Here is an 18,049-nt window from a genome sequence, read left to right as displayed (position 1 = left end):
ATCCGGGGCAGGATCGGCGCGGGAGGAACCGGCATGGCAAAACGGCCTCTGGAGGATGCCGAAGAGGTCGAGCTGACCTCGCGCGCGGCGCTGCGCGACTGGCTTGCCGCAAACCATGCCCGCGACCGCGGCGTCTGGCTGGTGAGCTACAAGAAGGCCGCGGGCGACCGCTACCTGCCGATGGGCGAGATCGTCCGCGAATGCCTGTGCTGGGGCTGGGTCGACAGCCTGTCGCGCGGCAAGGACGATCTGCGCTCGATGGTCTGGATCGCGCCGCGCAAGCCCGGCTCGAACTGGTCGAAGATCAACAAGGACCACGTCGCCGCGCTCGAGGCCGAAGAGTCGATGCAGCCGCCCGGCCGCGCCGTGATCGACCGCGCGAAGGCCGACGGCACCTGGACCGCGCTCGACGAGGTCGAGGCGGGCGTCGTGCCGCGCGATCTCGAAGCCGCCCTCACCGCGCGGCCCGGCACGCGGGCGGTCTGGGACGGCTACCCCCGTTCGGTCACCCGCGCGGCGCTGGAGCAGCTGTTGAACGCCAGGACCCCGGCCACGCGGGAGAAGCGCATCCGGGCGATCGTCGAGGCGGCGGAGGCCGGCGAGCGGCCCTTTCAATGGCGCAAGGGCTGACGGCGCGAAGGGGGCTCCGCCCCCGCCGCTGGCGCGGCTCCCCCGGAGTATTTGAAGAGCGAAGTGTGCCTCAGCGCCCGGCGCGCAGCGTCAGCGCGACCTCGCGCCGGGCGCCGTCGCGCTCCAGCGTGACCGTGACCTCCTCGCCGACGCGGCGGCGGTCGATCTCGGCCATCAGCTCGTCCAGCGTCGCCACCGGCGCGCCGTCGATCCCGACGATCACGTCGCCCGGCACGATGCTGCCCCGGCCGACCCGCGCCGGCTCGACCCCGGCCCGCGCCGCCTCCGAGCCGCGCGCCACGTCGAGCACCACCACGCCCGAGAGCCCCTGCCGGTTCACGGCGGCGTTGATCCGCGCGTCGAAGCCCATCCCCAGCGAGGGCGGCACGTAGCGCCCGGTCTCGATCAGCTGCGGCACCACGCGCGACACGGTCGAGACCGGCACCGCGAAACCGATGCCCGTGCTGGTCCCCGACGGGCTGTAGATCGCCGTGTTCACCCCCACGAGCCGGCCGCGCGAATCGAGCAGCGGCCCGCCGGAATTGCCCGGATTGATCGCCGCGTCGGTCTGGATCAGCCCGCGGATCGTCGCGCCGCGCGGGTTGTCGAGCTCGCGCTCCAGCGCCGAGACGATGCCGGTGGTGAGCGTCCAGTCCAGCCCGAACGGGTTGCCGATCGCCAGCACCGACTGCCCGACCTCGAGCGCGCCCTCCCCCGCCTCGGGGCGCGGCAGCGGCGCGGGCAGGTCGCCGCCCTCGATCCTGAGCACGGCGAGGTCGTGGCTCGGGTCGCGCCCGACCACGCGGGCCGGCAGCGAGCGGCCGTCGGCCAGCTGCACCATGGCGCTGTCGGCCTCGCGGATCACGTGGTCGTTGGTCACGACGTGGCCGTCGCGGTCCCACAGGAAGCCCGAGCCGGTGCCGAGCGGCATCTCGGCGGCGCGGCGGGTGAACGGGTGGGCGACCCGCGCCGAGGTGGTGATCGCCACCACGCTGTCGCGCGCGGCGCGGAACACCGCGATGGTGCGCGATTCCGGCAGCTCGAGGCTTTCCGGCCCCGGCGGCAGTGGCGCGGGCGGCGGCGGTTCGGGCGCGGCGAGCCGGCCGATCTGGAACGCCCCGAGCAGCATCAGCCCGAGCACGACACCCGTCAGTATGGCCCGCATCTTCCCTCCCGCTCCGCGTTGTCCGAACCAGGCGCCGGTCTAGATCGTTGCGCAACCACCGGGCCGCCGAGGTCCGGGCCAGACCTGTCGGGAGTTAGTCCTTGAAACACGTGCTTTCCACCCTTCTCGCCCTGACCCTCGGGACGGGCGCCGCCCACGCCGCGAGCTGCGGCAACGACGCCTCCGGCTTCGAGCGCTGGAAGCAGGAATTCGCCGCCGAGGCCGCGGCGCAGGGCGTGGGCCAGGCCGGGCTGAACGCGCTGGCGCAGACCAGCTACGCCCAGCGCACCATCAACGCCGACCGCAACCAGAAGAGCTTCAACTACTCGCTCGAGAAGTTCATGCAGGTGCGCGGCTCAGACACCATCGTGGCGCAGGGCCGCAAGAAGCTCGCCGCCAATCCCGGCTTCTACCAGAGCCTCGAGAACAGCTACGGCGTGCCGGCGGGCGTTCTCCTGGCGATCCACGGCATGGAGACCGGCTTCGGCAACTTCATGGGCGATTCCAACGTGCTCTCGGCGATCTCGACGCTGGCCTATGACTGCCGCCGCTCCGAGTTCTTCTCGGGCCACGCGCTGGCCGCGCTGAAGCTCGTCGACCGCGGCGCGATCCGCCCCGGCTCGACCGGCGCGATGCATGGCGAGCTCGGCCACACCCAGTTCCTGCCCGGCAACATCCTCGCCTACGGCGTCGACGGCGACGGCAACGGGCAGGTGGACCTCACCAACCTCTCCGACGCCATGGCCTCGACCGCGAACTTCCTGCGCCAGAAGGGCTGGCAGCCGGGCGCGGGCTTTCAGGAAGGCCAGCCGAACTTCCGGGTGATCCAGGAATGGAACGCCGCCGGCGTCTACCAGAAGGCGATCGCCCTCATGGCCGCCGACATCGAAGGCTGAGGCCGGCGCCCGAGGAGCGTGCAACTGGCCTCGCCGCAGGGTGGCGGGGCCGGAACGGCAAACCGGCCCCGTGGCAGTCCGCACCGCCGGCGGCGGCGCGAACCGGGGCAGCGCGCCGCCCGCGGGCTCAACGCATCTGCGTTCCGATGGCCGATGAAAGCGCCTCCATGAGACGCACGTCCCTCTCCGTCAGCATGGGCCGGGTGTCCCGGCCGATGCAGCACAACATTCCGTAGACGCTGGCGTCCGTCCGGTAGACCGGGACGCTCAGATGGCTCCTGATCGGGATCAGCTGGGTGATGGGAAGATCGCGAGCGATCTGGTGCGCGCTGGTGTCGGTCATGAGCCGAGGCAGGCCGCCGTCGATGATGTGCCTGCAGTAGATCTCGTTGAGGTCGAAGGCCTGGCCGGTCTGGATCATGTTCTCCAGGCCCGGCGCGCTCACCGCGCGGATGACCGCCTTGTCGGCGCCGAACTCGGACAGGTAGGCCACGTCCATGTCGAACTTTTCGCGGATGTTGGGAAGCAGCGTCTCTATGAACTTCAGATCGCTCGGATCCGAGAACATCGCGAAGGCAGCGGGTGACGTTTCTACGGTCATGATCAAGCTCCGACATTGGACAGGCCGCCCGTCCGATGACCGGCTCACCTGTCTGCAAGGCAACGAGCCGCGTCGTCATGCGGACCGATTGATGTGGAACGAGACTGGCTTCGATTGATGGCCGAAATGGTCCGGGGGCGAGTTCAGACTGGGGCACGCGGCCGATCGGCCGCGCCAGCGCCATCCCGACCGCGATTGCCTCTCCCCATGCCCAGGCGACGCCCTAGTTCGCCCCGAGACACCCGAAACGCCTGTGTCCCGACGCGGACACGGAGCGGCAGGAGGCCGAAGAAGTGCAGCGAATGCAGTCCGAATTGGTGCCCACGGCCGGACTCGAACCGGCACGCCCGAAGGCAGGAGATTTTAAGTCTCTTGTGTCTACCATTCCACCACGCGGGCCCGGGGACCGGCTTACGACGCCCGCGAGGCGGGAACAAGCGCCGGTCTCGACTCCCGCGGGGTCAGAGATCGGTGCCGGGCGGCGCGACCAGCAGCGCGCGCTCGGGCAGCCAGGGGTTGCGGTCGAGGGCCTCGCGCAGCGCCGCCTGCGCCTCGGCATCGCGGCCCAGCCCGATCAGCGCCAGAGCCCGGCCCGACAGCGCGCCGACATGATCGGGCGTGCGCGCCAGCGCCGCGTCGAGATCGGCCAGCGAGGCCGCGAAGTCGCGCTGCAGGAAGCGGGCGAAGGCGCGCTGGTTCCAGCCCTCGGCATAATCCGGGCAGTACTCGACCAGCCGATCGAACAGCGCCGCCGCGCCGTCGAGATCGCCCGACAGCCGGCGCGCCATGCCGCGGTCCAGAAGGTCCTGCGCCCGCGCGTCGGGCGCCGTGGTCCAGAGCTGCCAGAGCTGTTCGCTGAAGCGGTTGGCCATGACCGGGTCGGGCGCGGCGGCGAGGTGGCCGAGCAGTCGCGACATCTCGGGCTCGTGGTCCGGCACCGCCGGGCAGTCCGCCGCCACGGGCGCGGCGAGGCCGAGAAACGCAATGGCGACGAGACGTTGCATGCCCCATGCTGCGCCCTGCCCCTCCGCGCGGTCAAGGCCGCCGCCCCGAAGGTTCACTGAGATGTTCCCGATCCGAGACCACAACCCGTCGCGCGGCTGGCCCTGGGTCACCTGGACCCTCATGGCGCTGAACATCGCCGTGCATCTGTGGGTGATGACCGCCGTGCCGGGCGAGCGCGGGCTGATGCAGCTCTATTACGACTGGGCGATGATCCCGGCGCGCATCGCGCAGCTGGAGAACCCGGTCTCGCTCGTGAGCTCGCTGTTCCTGCATGGCGGGCTGCTGCATCTCGGCGGCAACATGCTGTTCCTGTTCATCTACGGCGACAATCTCGAGGACGAGATGGGCCATGCCGGGTTCCTCGGCTTCTACCTCGCCGCAGGGGTGGCCGCGAACCTCGTGCAGTTCGCCGCGGCGCCGCTCTCGCCGATCCCGACCATCGGCGCCTCGGGCGCGATCGCGGGCGTGATGGGGGGCTACCTGCTGATGTTCCCGCGCGCCAAGGTGGACATCCTCATCTTCCTGGTGATCATCATCCGCGTCGTGCCGGTGCGCGCCTGGGCGGTGCTGGCGGTCTGGTTCGGCCTGCAGGTCGCGGGCGGCGTCGGCACCGACCCCGATGCCGGCGGCGTCGCCTACTGGGCCCATGCCGGCGGCTTCGTCGCGGGCCTCGCGCTAACCCTGCCGGTCTGGCTCAGACGCGGCGGCCCGGCCTTCTGGCGGCGGACGCAGGGCCATCCGCCGCACGCCCCCGCGCCGCCGCTGGGGCGGACCAACGTGCCCGCGGTGAGGAGACGTAGATGAGCCTGAAGGATCCCGTCCACCGCCTGACCTGCCATTGCGGCGCGGTCGAGCTGCGCCTGCATCTCAAGCACGGGCTGGGGGGCGCGCATCGCTGCGACTGCTCGTTCTGCCGCAGGCGCGGCGCCATCGCCGCGCCGGTCGATCTCGACCAGCTGGAGGTGGTGAAGGGGCAGGACGCGCTGACGCTCTACCAGTGGGGCACCAAGACCGCGCGGCACTGGTTCTGCGCCACCTGCGGGATCTACACCCACCACCAGAGACGCTCGAACCCGAACGAGTACAGCGTCAACGTCGCGGCGATCGAGGGGGTGAACCCGCGCGACCTCGGCGATGTGCCGTGGTCGGACGGGGTCAACCATGTCTGCGACCGGCCCGAGGGCCGCTAGCGATCAGGCCTCGCGGGCGCGGACCAGCTTGGCGAAGCGCTCGAAGATCTCGGCATTGGCGGCGACCACGTCGCCATGCTCGAGCGGGTCGTGGCCCTCGCGGATCGCGCCGACGAAGCCGCCCGCCTCGGTGATGATGACCTGCCCGGCCGCGATGTCCCAGATCTTCAGCTCGCGTTCCCAGAAGCCCTCGGTGCGGCCGGCGGCGACATAGGCCATGGCCAGCGCGGCCGAGCCGAACTGCCGGATGCCGGCCACCTCGGGCGCGATCCGGGCGAGATCCTGGATCATCGCCGGCAGGGTGCGGCGGCCGGCGGCCGGAACGGCGGTCTCGAACACCGACTCGACCAGGCGGTGGCGCCCCGAGACCCGCAGGCGGCTTTCGTTCATCCAGGCGCCCTCGCCCTTCTCGGCGTGGAACATCTCGTCCTTCACGGGGTCGTAGATCACGCCCGCGACGATCTTGCCCTTGTGCTCGAGCGCGATCGAGATCGCCCAATGCGGCTGGCCGTGCAGGTAGTTGGTGGTGCCGTCGAGCGGATCGACGATCCAGCGCCGGGTCGGATCCTCGCCCTCGACGGGGCCGCCTTCCTCGCCGAGGAAGCCGTAGGAGGGCCGCGCCTCCATCAGCGCCTCGCGGATGGTCTGCTCGGCCTGCCGGTCGGCGCGGCTGACGAAGTCGGCCGGGCCCTTGGTCGAGACCTGCAGCTGCTCGACCTCGGAGAAGTCCTTGAGCAGCGCCCGCCCGGCGCGGCGGGCGGTCTTCATCATCACGTTGAGATTGGCGGAACGGGCCATCGGGGCCTCCTGGAATGGGCTGTCAGGCCCACCGGGGCCCTGAGATGTCGCGGATCGTCGGGGCTATAAGTGTTCGCACCGCTTGCGGCAAGGGGCCAGCAGGCGGCGCGGGCGATCCCCCGCCTTCGAGCCAAACGCCACCTCGGCGCCGCAATTGCCTAACCCGGCCTTGGCATCTCGGGCCCAGCCTGTGTCGCGGGGGTGCGGCGAGGTGGACGGATGCAGCGACTGATCGGACGGATACGGCGCGAGGCCGGTTGCGCGATGCGGATCGCGGGGGCCAGCCGGGCCAAGCGGCTGGCCATGTCGGCCCTGATGCTGCTGCTGTGCCGCGAGATCGGGCAAGGCCCCGCCGCCCTGCAGATCGCCGCGGCGATCGTCACGCTCGAGGCGGTGCAGATCGCGGCCGCCTGGGCGCGCCCGGCGCGGGGCGGGCCCGGCCCCGGCGCGGCGCTGGCGGTCTGGGGCGTGGCGCTGTGCACCGCGCCGGTCTACCTGCTGCCCTCGATGCTGCTGGCCGGCCAGCCCTCGGTGCCGCTGATGCTCGCCGGCACGATCTGGCTGTTCGGCGTCTACGCGCAGATCTCCAACGTCTTCGTCACCCTGCCGCTGTTCTACTGGAGCCAGATCCTGCCGGGCTTCCTGATGGCGGGGGTGGTGTTTTCCTGCACCCCGGCGATCGCATTCGCGCCGCGCGCGCCGTTGATCGAGTGGCTCGTCCCTGCGTGCCTGATGCTGGCCTATGCCGCGCACAGCTACGACACGCTGCGCCTGCAGAAGCGCACCCGCCGCGCGCTCGAGGACGCGCGCTCGGAGGCCGAGGCCCGACTCAAGGCGCTCGAGCACGTGACCCGGCATGACGGGCTGACCGGGCTGCTCAACCGCCGCGCCTTCGACGAGCAGCTGGCCGAGTTCCTGCTGCGGCCGGCGCAGGCCGGCCGGCGCGTCGCGGTGCTGCTGGTGGATCTCGACGGGTTCAAGCCGATCAACGACACCTACAGCCACGAGGCGGGAGACCGGGTGCTGGGCGCGGTGGGCGAACGCCTCGGCCGGATCGCCGGCGAGACGGGCATCGCCGCGCGGCTGGGCGGCGACGAGTTCGCCCTGGCCTTTCCCGCCCTTCCCTCGGCCGCGCAGGCGCATGGTCTGGCGCGGCAGGTGCTGAAGGAGTGCGAGCGCCCCGTGCCGTTCGAGGAACGGGCGCTGCGGATCTCGGCCTCGGTCGGCATCGCGATCAGCGGGCCGGGCCGCGACAGCGTCACCGCGATCTGCGCCGCGGCCGACCAGGCGATGTTCGCCGCCAAGGACCAGGGCGCCGGCCGGGCGCTGCTCTACGATCCGGCCACCTTCCCGTCGCGCCCGGCGCCTGGCGAACGCCGCCGCCTCGCCGCGGCGCTCGAGGCCGGCGAGATCGAGCTGCTCTACAAGCCGCTGGTGCGGCTGACCGACGGGGAGATGGCGGGCTTCGAGGCGATGCCGCGCTGGCACCACCCCGAGCGCGGCCCGCTCGGCCCCGAGACGCTGCTGCCGCTGGTCGACGATCTCGGCCTGCAGGGCGAGTTCATCGCCCGGCTCGTGCGCATGGTGCTGCGCGACATCGAGGCGCTGCTCTGCGAGGGGTTCGAGCCGGGGCGGGTCTCGCTCGACCTCGCCGCGGCGGCGCTGGCCACGCGGTCGGGGCGCAACGATCTCGAGCAGGCCTTCGCCGCGCATCCCGAGGCCGCCGCCTGCCTGACGCTGGAGATCACCGAAACCGTGTTCGGCCTGCGCGGCGAAGGGCTGATCGAGGCCGGCGTGCTGCAGCTGCGCCGCGCCGCGATGCGGCTGTCGCTCGACGGCATCGGCTCTGGCGCGGGGTCGCTGCAGCAGCTGCGCCGGCTCGACTTCGACGAGCTGAAGATCGCGCCGGGCTTCGTCGCGGGGCTGGGCACGGACCGCACCAGCGAGGTGCTGGTCGCGGCCCTGCTCGGCGTCGCGCGCGGGCTCGAGATCTCGGCCGTGGCCTGCGGCGTGACCACCGAAGAGCAGCAGGCGCAGCTGCTGCGGCTGGGTTGCCCCTACGGCCAGGGGCCGCGCTTCGGGGCGCCCATGACGGGCGCTGCGCTGCGCGAGCGGCTGCGCGCCCGCAGCCCCGCGCCGCCGGCGCTGGCAGCCGGCTGATCAGCCGCGCTGCATCTTCACCGCCTCCTGCCGCGCCAGCCGGGTGAAATGCGCCACATAGGGGCGCGCGGTGTCGTCGGCGCGCGTCGCGGCAAAGAGCCTGCGGGTCTTGCCCTGCGCGGTCAGCGGCCGGGTCACGTAATCCGAGTTGTAGCGCACCTGCCGCACCACCCAGTCCGGCAGCACCGCGACGCCGCGATTCGACGCCACGAGAAGCAGGATCACCGCCGTCAGCTCGACCTGCCGGATGGCGGCGGGCTCCACCCGCGCCGGGATCAAAAGCTCGGTGAAGACGTCGAGCCGTGTCCGCTCCACCGGGTAGGTGATCAGCGTCTCGCCGCGGAAATCCTCGGCCTCGACGAACTCCTTTTCGGCCAGCGGGTGCGAGGACGACGCCACGAAGACCGGCTCGTAGTCGAAGAGCGGGGTGAAGTCGGTCTCGGGCAGCTCCTCGGGATCCGAGGTCACGACGAGATCGACCATCTCGCGCCTCAGCGCCGGCATCGCGTCGAAGGCCAACCCGGGGCGGATGTCGACATCGACCTCGGGCCAGGCGCGGCGGAACTGCTCGAGCACCGGCAGCAGCCATTCGAAGCAGGCATGGCACTCGATCGCGATGTGCAGCCGCCCGGCCTTGCCGGCGACGAGGCCCGCGAACTCGGCCTCCAGCTCGGCCACGCGCGGCAGGATATCCTCGGCCGCGGCCAGGAGCTTCAGCCCGGCGGCCGAAAGCTTCAGCGGCTTGGAGCGGCGCACGAAGAGCTCGACCCCGGCCTGGTCCTCGATGCCCTTGATCTGGTGGGACAGCGCCGACTGGGTGATGTTCAACAGGTCGGCCGCGCGCGCCAGCCCGCCTGTGTCGTGGATCGCCTTGATGGTGCGCAGGTGGCGAAACTCGATATGCAAGCGAAACTCATCATCGTGGTGAGGGTTATGAATTTGTCTCACGATCCCCCGTCTGCGACAAGCATCGCATCCCAAGGAGACCGTCCATGACCCGTCCTGCCGTCAGTTTCGAATTCTTTCCGCCGAAGAACATCGAAGGCTCGTTCCGCCTTTGGGACACGGTGCAGGCGCTGGCGCCGATGGGACCGGAATTCGTCTCGGTGACCTACGGCGCGGGCGGCACGACCCGGAAGCTCACGCACGAGGCGGTGGACGCGATCCACAAGAAGACCGACCTGCGGGTCGCCGCGCACCTGACCTGCGTCGACGCCACCCGCGCCGAGACGCTGGAGATCGTCGACGCCTACGCCAAGGCCGGCGTCGAGGAGATCGTCGCGCTCCGGGGCGACCCGCCTAAGGGCTCGGGCCAGTTCCAGCCGCATCCCGAGGGCTTCGCCGGCTCGGTCGAGCTGATCGAGGCGCTGGCCGCCCGCGGCAACTTCCGCATCCGCGTCGGCGCCTACCCCGAGCGGCACCCCGACGCCGCGCATGAATGGGCCGATGTCGAGCACCTGAAGCGCAAGTTCGACGCCGGCGCGCACAGCGCGATCACCCAGTTCTTCTTCGACGCGGACACCTTCTTCCGCTTCCGCGACGCCTGCGAAAAGGCGGGCATCGACCGCCCCATCATCCCCGGCATCCTGCCGATCGAGAACTGGAAGGGGGCCAAGAAGTTCGCCGGCCTCTGCGGCGCCTCGATCCCGCAGGTGGTGCATGACGGCTTCGAGCACGCGGCGAACCAGCAGGAGGCCGACCTGCTCGCCACGGCGCTGGCGACCGAGCTGTGCGACAAGCTGATCGCCGGCGGGGCCGAGCACCTGCATTTCTACACGCTGAACAAGCCGGACCTGACCCGCGACGTCTGCCACGCGCTGGGCATCCACTCCAAGGCCACGCTTAGCGAAGTGGCCTGAACGGCGCAGAGGTCGCCCCCGGCACATCGACGAGAAAACGGAAAGGGGCGCGAGGCGCCCCTTTCGCCTTTCTCGAAAGACGCACTTCCCGCCCCTGCCGCCCGCACTACCCTCGGATGCATGGGCGATCTTCTCACCTTCACCGACCGGGGCATCTATTGCGAGGCGGGCGATTTCTACATCGACCCGTGGCGGCCCGTCGACCGCGCGCTGGTCACGCATGGCCATGCCGATCACGCGCATGACGGCATGGCGCGCTACCTCGCCACCGACATCGCCGCGCCGGTGATGCGGCACCGTCTGGGCGACATCTCCCTCGACACCGTCCGCTACGGCGAGACGCGGCGCATCGGCGACGTCACCGTCTCGTTCCACCCGGCCGGCCACGTGCCCGGCTCGGCGCAGATCCGGGTCGAGCACCGGGGCGAGGTCTGGGTCGCCTCGGGCGACTACAAGACCATCGACGACGGGCTCTCCACCCCGTTCGAGCCCGTGAAATGCAACGCCTTCATCACCGAATCCACCTTCGGCCTGCCGGTGTTCAAGTGGACGCCGCAGGCCGAGCTGGCGGCCGACCTGAACGCCTGGTGGGCCGCCAACGCCGCCGAGGGGCGGTTCTCGCTGATCGGGGCCTACGCGCTGGGCAAGGCGCAGCGGATTCTCACGCTGGCCGACACCTCGATCGGCCCGATCCTGACCCATGGCGCGGTCGAGAACACCAACGCGGTGCTGCGGGCGCAGGGCATCGCTCTGCCCGACACGACCCGCGTGACGCCCGACACCGATCTCAAGGCCCATGCCGGCGCGCTGGTCGTGGCCACGCCCTCGGGCCTCGGCGGGCCGTGGTCGCGCCGCTTCAACCTGCCCGGCAAGCCCGCCTCGACCGCCTTCGCCTCCGGCTGGATGGCGCTCCGGGGCGTGCGGCGCAGGCGGGCGGCGGATCGCGGTTTCATCATGTCGGACCACGCCGACTGGCCCGGCCTCAACGCCGCGATCCGCGAGACCGGCGCCTCCCGCGTCTTCGTCACCCATGGCTACACCTCGGTGTTCCGCCGCTGGCTCGAGAGCGAGGGCTACGATGCCCATGTCGTCTCGACCGAGTATTCCGGCGAGAGCGTCGATGCCGAGGACGAGGGCGGCCACGAGGGAGAGGCCGCGTGAAGCGTTTCGCCGAACTGTTCCGCGCCGTCGACCAGACCACCCGCACCACCAGGAAGGTGGCGGCGATGGCCGACTACTTCCGCGAGGCGCCCGACGCCGACAAGCTCTGGACCGTGGCGCTGTTCTCGGGCCGCCGCCCGCGCCGCACCATCACCGCCACCGTTCTGCGCGAATGGGCGGCCGAGCGGGCGGGCATCCCGCTGTGGCTGTTCGAGGAGAGCTACCCGATCGTCGGCGATCTCGCCGAGACCATTTCGCTGGTCCTGCCGCCGGCCGAGGCCGAAGAGGACCGCCCGCTCAGCCACTGGATCGGCGAGATCCGCAGGCTGTCGAAACAGGACGAGGCGGCGCGCAAGGCCGGCATCCTCGCCGCATGGGACGCGCTGGGGCCGACCGAGCGGCTCCTGTTCACCAAGCTGCTCACCGGCAGCTTCCGCGTCGGCGTCAGCCAGAAGCTGATGACCCGCGCGCTGAGCCAGGCCACCGGCATCGACGAGCCCGAACTGACGCACCGGCTGATGGGCGCGTGGACCCCCGACACGGTCAGCTGGCAGGGTCTCGTCCACGCGCCCGACCCCTCGGCCGACCTGTCGCGGCCCTACCCGTTCTACCTCGCCTACCAGCTCGACGACCCCGAGGATCTCGGCGACCCGGCCGAATGGATGGCCGAGCGCAAGTGGGACGGCATCCGCGGCCAGCTGATCCTGCGCGGCGGCGATCATCACCTCTGGTCGCGCGGCGAAGAGCTGATGACCGACCGCTTCCCCGAGCTGGGCCGCCTCAAGGACTTCCTGCCGATGGGCACGGTGATCGACGGCGAGGTGCTGGCCTGGGGCGAGGATCAGCCGCTGTCGTTCAACGCGCTGCAGAAGCGGATCGGCCGCAAGACCGTGCCGAAAAAGCTCTTGGCCGAGGCGCCGGCGATCATCATGGGCTACGACCTTCTGGAACAGGACGGCGAGGACATCCGCGCCCTGCCCTTCGCCGAGCGCCGCGCCCGGCTCGACGCGCTGGGCGCCGACCTTCCGCCCGAAGCGCCGTTCCGGCTGTCGCCGCTGGTGCCGGTGGAGAGCTTCGACCAGCTGGCCGAGGAGCGCGCCCGCTCGCGCGAGCTGATGGCCGAGGGGCTGATGCTGAAGCGGGCGGACAGCCCCTATCTCTCGGGCCGCAAGAAGGGCGACTGGTGGAAATGGAAGGTCGACCCGCTCACCATCGACGCGGTGATGGTCTATGCGCAGGCCGGCTCGGGGCGGCGGGCCAACATGTTCACCGACTTCACCTTCGCGGTGCGCGACGGCAACGCGCTGGTGCCCTTCACCAAGGCCTATAGCGGCCTGACCGATGCCGAGTTTCGCAAGATCACCGCCTGGGTGCGGAAAAACACGCTCGAACGCTACGGACCGGTGCGCCACGTCAAACCGGAACATGTCTTCGAGATCGGCTTCGAGGGCATCCAGCCCAGCCCGCGGCACAAGTCCGGCGTGTCCCTGCGCTTCCCGCGCATGCTGCGCTGGCGGCACGACAAGCCGCTCGACGAGATCAACACGCTCGGCGATCTGAAGGACATGCTCGCCGCCTATGGCGGGGACGCCCCGGCATGAGGCGCGGCCTCGCCATCGCCGCCGGGGCCGGCCTCGCGTTGCTCGGCGCGGCCTCGCTGCTGCCGCTGCTCGAGACGGACGCGTGGTGGGTGCGCTACCTCGATTTTCCACGCATGCAGTTCGCGGGGCTGATCGTCCTTTTCTGGATCGCCATGGTCGCGCTTGGCGGGATCGGCCACGGCGCCGCGCGCTGGCTCACCGTGCTGGCGATCGCCGCGCTCTCCTATCACGGCTGGCGGCTCTGGCCCTACCAGCCGCTGGCGCAGGTGGCCGCGCCGATGACGGAAAGCTGCGCGCCGGGTGACCGCATCTCGGTTCTGGTCGCCAACCTCCGGCGCGACAACCGCGACGCGGAGGCGGTGCTGGCCCTGCTGCGCGACGCGGAGCCCGACCTCTTCCTCGCGATGGAGACCGGGCCCTGGTGGGACGAGGCGCTCGCGCCGCTGGGCGAGACCTATCCCGAGATCGTCCAGCACGTGCCGAAGGACGCGACCCATTACGGCATGCATCTCTACTCGAAGCTGCCGCTGGAGCGGGTCGAGTTCCGCTTTCCCTTTGCCTCCGACACGCCGATGCTGTTCGCGGACGTGCTGCACCCCGCGGCGCGGCTGCGCTTCATCGGCCTGCATCCCCGGCCGCCGCTCGCGCCCGACCAGCCGACCACGCTGCGCGACGCGACCCTACTGCTGGCCGGGCGCGAGGCCTGGGCCACGCCGCTGCCGGCGATCGTCGCGGGCGATCTCAACGCCGCCCCCTGGGAGCGCACCGCACGGCGGATGCTGCGGCTGGGCGGGCTGGTCGACCCGCGCGCCGGGCGCGGCCCGATGCCGAGCTTCGACGCCCAGAGTGCCTGGATGAAATGGCCGCTCGACACCGTGCTCTGGCGCCCCGGCCCCGGGCTCATGGCCTTCGAGATCCTGCCGGAGGTCGGCTCCGACCACCTGCCGGTGCGGGCCGAGCTGTGCCTGACCGGCGGCGCGACGCAGCACCCGCCGGCACCCTATCCCGGCGATGCCGAGGAGGCCGAGGCCACCTTCGCCGCCGCCCGCAGGCTGGGCGGCAGCGATGGCTGAGGCGGGTTGAGGCCCCTGCCCCGCGCCCATATCTTCCCCCTGACACACAGATGGAGACGACCGGACCATGACCCGAGAGCCCCGCTTCGACGCCGCGACCGAGACCGGGGGCCGCCCCTTGGGCAACCTGCCGGAATGGGACCTGACCGATCTCTACCCCGCGCCGGATTCGGCCGAGATCAAGAACGACATCGACTGGCTGGAGAAGGCCTGCGCCGACTTCGCCGCCGATTACGAAGGCAAGCTCGCCTCGCTCGACGCCGCCGGCCTGCTCGAAGCCGTGCAGCGCTACGAGCGGATCGACATCGTCGCCGGCCGGATCATGTCCTATGCCGGGCTGCGCTACTACCAGCAGACCACCGACAGCGAGCGCGCCAAGTTTCTCTCGGACTGCCAGGACCGGATCACCGTCTTCACCACGCCGCTGGTGTTCTACGGGCTGGAGTTCAACAGGCTTGAGGAGGACCACCTCGAGACCCTGCTCGGCCAGAGCCAGGAGCTGAACCGCTACCGCCCGGTGTTCGAGCGGATGCGCGCGATGAAGCCCTACCAGCTCTCGGACGAGCTGGAGAAGTTCCTGCACGACCAGTCCAGCACCGGCGCCGCCGCCTGGAACAAGCTGTTCGACGAGACCATCGCCGGCCTCACCTTCACCGTCGACGGCGAGGAGCTGAATATCGAGGGCACGCTGAACCTGCTCACCGAGCAGAACCGCGCCAAGCGCGAGGCCGCGACGCACGAGCTGGCCCGCGTCTTCAAGAGCCAGGTCCGCCTCTTCGCGCGCGTGCACAACACGCTTGCCAAGGAGAAGGAGATCGAGGATCGCTGGCGCGGCATGCCGACGCCGCAGACCGGCCGCCACCTCGCCAACCACGTGGAGCCGGAAGTGGTCGAGGCGCTGCGCGACGCGGTGGTCGCGGCCTATCCGCGGCTGTCGCACCGCTACTACGCGCTGAAGGCGAAATGGCTCGGCCTCGACCGCATGCAGGTCTGGGACCGCAACGCGCCGCTGCCGATGGAGACCGACCGCATCGTCGGCTGGGACGAGGCGCGCGCCACGGTCGAGGAGGCCTATCGCGACTTCGACCCGCGCATGGCCGAACTGTCGCAGCCCTTCTTCGAGGATGGCTGGATCGACGCGGCCGTGAAGCCCGGCAAGGCGCCCGGTGCCTTCGCGCACCCGACCGTCTCGACCGTGCATCCCTACGTGATGCTGAACTACCTAGGCAAACCGCGCGACGTGATGACGCTGGCGCATGAGCTGGGTCACGGCGTGCACCAGCGCCTCGCGGCCGGCCAGGGCGAGCTTTTGTCCTCGACGCCGCTGACGCTGGCGGAAACGGCCAGCGTGTTCGGCGAGATGCTCACCTTCCGCAAGCTGCTTGCCCAGGCCAAGGACCGCAACGAGCGCAAGGTTCTGCTCGCCGGCAAGGTCGAGGACATGATCAACACGGTCGTGCGCCAGATCGCCTTCTACGACTTCGAGTGCAAGCTGCACGCCGCACGCGCGCAGGGCGAACTCACGCCCGACGACATCGACGCGCTGTGGATGAGCGTGCAGGCCGAGAGCCTCGGCCCGGTCTTCGACTTCGCGCCGGGCTACGAGACCTTCTGGGCCTACATCCCGCACTTCGTGCACTCGCCCTTCTACGTCTATGCCTACGCCTTCGGCGACGGCCTCGTGAATGCGCTCTACGCGGTCTACGAAGAGGGCGGCGAGGACTTCCAGGAAAAGTATTTCGAGATGCTGAAGGCGGGCGGCTCCAAGCACCACAAGGAGCTTCTGGCGCCCTTCGGCCTCGACGCCTCGGACCCGGCCTTCTGGGACAAGGGCCTGTCGATGATCGAGGGGATGATCGACGAGCTGGAGCAGATGGAGGCGTGAGCCTCGATCAGCCCCGCGCGGCGCGGGTGACCCTCGCGCCGCTCGACCCCGACCACCTGCCGGTGCTGCGCGCGCTGCGCCCCCTGCCCGAGCAGGAGCAGTTCTCCGGCACCGCCGTCACCATTCTCGGCGACGACCGCGCCGGCATCGAGGTGCACGTGATCCTCGCGGGCGGCGCGCCGGTCGGCCTCTTCAAAGTCGACCGGGCCTACGAGGACGGGCGGCATTTCGCGGAGGCCGGCGCCTGGGGGCTGCGCGGCGTGATGATCGACGCCCGCCACCAGGGGCGCGGCATCGGCGGCGCGGCGTTCGGGCAGCTGCCCGGCTACCTCCGTGCCGCCTATCCCGACCTGCGCCGGATCTGGCTCACGGTGAACTGCCGCAACCCGGCGGCCCGGCAGACCTATCTGCGCGGCGGCTGGATCGACGACGGCACGCTCTACCACGGCGGCGCGGCCGGGCCGCAGCACGTGATGCGGCTGGAGCTGGCCTAGGCCGGCAGGCCGCGCCGCACCGACTTCGCGCGGGATCGCCGTAAGCGGGCGCCGCCACTCGCCGTTCCCCCCTTCACGGAACAAGGGCCGGGGATCGCTCCCCGGCCCTTGTCATGTCAGACCCCGGACACGGGGGCCCGTTCAGTCGTCGTCTTCATCGTCGTCTTCATCTTCTTCGTCATCATCATCGTCGTCGTCTTCGTCGTCGTCGCGGCGCTTCTCGGCCTTTTCCTCCTCGCGCTCGCGACGCGCCTCGGCCTTCTCCTCTTCCCGCTCGCGGCGTTCCTCGGTGCGCTCCGCCTCGCGCTCGAGCCGGTCTTCCTGCTCTTTCTTCGCGCGCTCGGCACGGGGATCGTCGGAGGGGCCTTCGTATTCCTCTTCCACGAGGTTGCCGGCCAGGTCGTATTCGCGCTCGACGGTCGAGCCGTCGGCGTTGCGGGTCTCCTCCTCGAACAGGCTGCTGCCGTCTCCGCTGTAGACCCGCTCGGTGCGGCCCGCGGCCCCGCTGGCCTCGACGATCAGCGTGTCGCCGCTCGGCCGGATGCGGATCTCGCCGCTGTAGCCCTCGGCCACGAGGCCCGCGACCACGGCGTCGATGACGGCCTGGTCGGGCGCCGCCGCGACCGGGGCCGCCACGCCGATCGTGGCGGTGGCGAGACCGGCGAAGAGGTAGGTCCTGAGGGTCATGCGATGTCTCCTGTCCCGTTGCGGCGGCCGCCTGCCGGCGACCGCCTCATCCGGGACAGGTCATGGGGCCGAAATGTGCCGAAAATGTGCTCTCGCGCAGAGCACCGGCCCCGTGGGCAGGATCACGCCAGCATCTCGCGCACCACCTCGAAGGAGGAGCTGTGCGCCGCGTCCTCCTCGCGCGCGATGGCGGGGGTCTGGCGCAGCCATTCGCCGCTCTCGGCGCAATGCAGCATGAAATGCGCGAGATCGGCGTGGCGGGTGCGGATCAGATCCTCGGGGATCACGTCCGGCACCACGACGTATTCGGCGGTGAGCGGCTCCGGCAGCAGCCAGCCCGGGCGCACCGCGGTCCAGTCGAGGTCGGTGGCGCGCAGCATCTCCTCCATGTCACGCATCTGGTCGAGCACGCGGGTCAGCGCCGGGATCGCGGTGGCGCGAAACAGCGCCGGGCCGCGGTCATGCGTGACCACGAAGCTCGCCGAGATGGTGACGAGGCGTTTCACGCCCGCGCCGCGCATCGCCTCGACCAGCCGCCGCGTCCCGGTGGTGTAGAGCGGCGGCGGATCCATCAGAGTCTGCGGATCGCCCGGCACGCCCAGCGCCGAGATGACGGCGTCGACGCCCTGCACCACCGGCCCGAGATCGTCCTTGAGCACGTCGGCCGTGACGCGCTCCACCCCCGGTGCGGGCGGCGCGGCGTCCTCGGGCCAGCTCATCTCGGCGGCGCGGACGCGGTGGCCCTTCGCCACCGCCTGCGCCACCACCTCCTGCCCGGTCACGCCATGCGCGCCCAGAACCAGCAGCGTCTTCGGATCGGTCATGTCGTTGCCCTCCGGCGAAA

18 protein-coding genes and 1 tRNA gene are annotated in these 18,049 nt (G+C 70.9%); 11 read left to right on the top strand and 8 right to left on the bottom strand.

Features of this window, described 5'->3' with window-relative positions; genetic code table 11:
* Positions 1–33: 33 nt before the first annotated feature.
* Positions 34–630, top strand: coding sequence for a YdeI/OmpD-associated family protein (locus tag BLT43_RS05705; protein ID WP_090110902.1), 597 nt, complete (start codon positions 34–36; stop codon positions 628–630).
* Between the two features lie 70 nt (positions 631–700).
* Here the strand turns inward: BLT43_RS05705 and BLT43_RS05700 are convergent, their stop codons facing one another.
* Positions 701–1,795 carry a S1C family serine protease gene (locus BLT43_RS05700; RefSeq protein WP_090110901.1) on the bottom strand — a complete coding sequence of 365 codons (1,095 nt, stop codon included), beginning with the start codon at positions 1,793–1,795 and terminating at the stop codon, positions 701–703.
* 101 nt (positions 1,796–1,896) lie between these two features.
* On the opposite strand from BLT43_RS05700, the gene BLT43_RS05695 reads away from it, so the two are divergent.
* The gene (locus BLT43_RS05695; protein WP_090110899.1) at positions 1,897–2,691 is read left to right on the top strand and encodes a lytic murein transglycosylase; all 795 of its coding nucleotides are present in this window, start codon (positions 1,897–1,899) and stop codon (positions 2,689–2,691) included.
* Positions 2,692–2,818: 127 nt separating this feature from the next.
* Here the strand turns inward: BLT43_RS05695 and BLT43_RS05690 are convergent, their stop codons facing one another.
* The 3 genes from BLT43_RS05690 to BLT43_RS05680 form a co-directional block, all read right to left on the bottom strand.
* Complete coding sequence (locus BLT43_RS05690) at positions 2,819–3,292, bottom strand: GAF domain-containing protein (RefSeq protein ID WP_090110897.1); 474 nt, start codon at positions 3,290–3,292, stop codon at positions 2,819–2,821.
* A 315-nt stretch (positions 3,293–3,607) separates the two neighbouring features.
* Positions 3,608–3,691, bottom strand: a tRNA-Leu gene (locus BLT43_RS05685).
* 62 nt (positions 3,692–3,753) lie between these two features.
* Positions 3,754–4,296 (bottom strand): tetratricopeptide repeat protein, encoded by a 543-nt coding sequence (locus tag BLT43_RS05680; protein WP_090110895.1) that lies wholly within the window; start codon positions 4,294–4,296, stop codon positions 3,754–3,756.
* A 61-nt stretch (positions 4,297–4,357) separates the two neighbouring features.
* Between BLT43_RS05680 and BLT43_RS05675 the strand changes: the two genes are divergently transcribed.
* Entirely contained in the window at positions 4,358–5,101 is a 744-nt protein-coding gene (locus BLT43_RS05675; protein ID WP_090110893.1) for a rhomboid family intramembrane serine protease, read from the top strand.
* Positions 5,098–5,487: a GFA family protein gene (locus tag BLT43_RS05670; RefSeq protein ID WP_090110891.1), complete on the top strand. Its 390-nt coding sequence runs from the start codon at positions 5,098–5,100 to the stop codon at positions 5,485–5,487. Before BLT43_RS05675 ends, BLT43_RS05670 begins: the two co-directional genes overlap by 4 nt.
* A gap of 3 nt (positions 5,488–5,490) precedes the next feature.
* Here BLT43_RS05670 and BLT43_RS05665 read toward each other — a convergent pair whose 3' ends face one another.
* Positions 5,491–6,285, bottom strand: a complete 795-nt coding sequence (locus BLT43_RS05665; RefSeq protein ID WP_090110889.1) for an inositol monophosphatase family protein — start codon at positions 6,283–6,285, stop codon at positions 5,491–5,493.
* A gap of 219 nt (positions 6,286–6,504) precedes the next feature.
* Here BLT43_RS05665 and BLT43_RS05660 point away from each other — a divergent pair, with 219 nt between their 5' ends.
* The gene (locus BLT43_RS05660; RefSeq protein ID WP_131802623.1) at positions 6,505–8,445 is read left to right on the top strand and encodes a putative bifunctional diguanylate cyclase/phosphodiesterase; all 1,941 of its coding nucleotides are present in this window, start codon (positions 6,505–6,507) and stop codon (positions 8,443–8,445) included.
* On the opposite strand, the gene BLT43_RS05655 is transcribed toward BLT43_RS05660, so the two are convergent.
* Positions 8,446–9,351 (bottom strand): LysR family transcriptional regulator, encoded by a 906-nt coding sequence (locus BLT43_RS05655; RefSeq protein ID WP_090110885.1) that lies wholly within the window; start codon positions 9,349–9,351, stop codon positions 8,446–8,448.
* A gap of 86 nt (positions 9,352–9,437) precedes the next feature.
* Between BLT43_RS05655 and metF the strand changes: the two genes are divergently transcribed.
* The 6 genes from metF (at position 9,438) to BLT43_RS19090 (ending at position 16,518) form a co-directional block, all read left to right on the top strand.
* Positions 9,438–10,304, top strand: coding sequence for a methylenetetrahydrofolate reductase [NAD(P)H] (gene metF / locus BLT43_RS05650; protein WP_090110883.1), 867 nt, complete (start codon positions 9,438–9,440; stop codon positions 10,302–10,304).
* A 120-nt stretch (positions 10,305–10,424) separates the two neighbouring features.
* Positions 10,425–11,465, top strand: coding sequence for a ligase-associated DNA damage response exonuclease (locus BLT43_RS05645; RefSeq protein WP_090110881.1), 1,041 nt, complete (start codon positions 10,425–10,427; stop codon positions 11,463–11,465).
* The gene (locus BLT43_RS05640) at positions 11,462–13,066 is read left to right on the top strand and encodes an ATP-dependent DNA ligase (protein ID WP_090110879.1); all 1,605 of its coding nucleotides are present in this window, start codon (positions 11,462–11,464) and stop codon (positions 13,064–13,066) included. The genes BLT43_RS05645 and BLT43_RS05640 overlap by 4 nt, the downstream gene beginning before the upstream one ends.
* The gene (locus BLT43_RS05635) at positions 13,063–14,139 is read left to right on the top strand and encodes an endonuclease/exonuclease/phosphatase family protein (protein ID WP_090110877.1); all 1,077 of its coding nucleotides are present in this window, start codon (positions 13,063–13,065) and stop codon (positions 14,137–14,139) included. The genes BLT43_RS05640 and BLT43_RS05635 overlap by 4 nt, the downstream gene beginning before the upstream one ends.
* 67 nt (positions 14,140–14,206) lie before the next feature.
* Complete coding sequence (locus tag BLT43_RS05630) at positions 14,207–16,024, top strand: M3 family oligoendopeptidase (protein WP_090110875.1); 1,818 nt, start codon at positions 14,207–14,209, stop codon at positions 16,022–16,024.
* Positions 16,021–16,518 (top strand): GNAT family N-acetyltransferase, encoded by a 498-nt coding sequence (locus BLT43_RS19090; RefSeq protein WP_090110874.1) that lies wholly within the window; start codon positions 16,021–16,023, stop codon positions 16,516–16,518. The genes BLT43_RS05630 and BLT43_RS19090 overlap by 4 nt, the downstream gene beginning before the upstream one ends.
* Before the next feature lie 141 nt (positions 16,519–16,659).
* On the opposite strand, the gene BLT43_RS05620 is transcribed toward BLT43_RS19090, so the two are convergent.
* Both BLT43_RS05620 and BLT43_RS05615 read right to left on the bottom strand, forming a co-directional pair.
* Complete coding sequence (locus BLT43_RS05620) at positions 16,660–17,205, bottom strand: hypothetical protein (RefSeq protein ID WP_090110872.1); 546 nt, start codon at positions 17,203–17,205, stop codon at positions 16,660–16,662.
* A 122-nt stretch (positions 17,206–17,327) separates the two neighbouring features.
* On the bottom strand, positions 17,328–18,029 hold the full coding sequence (locus tag BLT43_RS05615) for an NAD(P)-dependent oxidoreductase (RefSeq protein ID WP_090110870.1): 702 nt from the start codon (positions 18,027–18,029) through the stop codon (positions 17,328–17,330).
* Between the last annotated feature and the right edge of the window lie 20 nt (positions 18,030–18,049).

The sequence above is a fragment of the Limimaricola pyoseonensis genome (assembly GCF_900102015.1).
Lineage (GTDB): Bacteria > Pseudomonadota > Alphaproteobacteria > Rhodobacterales > Rhodobacteraceae > Limimaricola > Limimaricola pyoseonensis.
The sequence above is the reverse complement of the archived record's forward strand: the minus strand, read 5'-3'. Positions and strand labels throughout refer to the sequence as shown.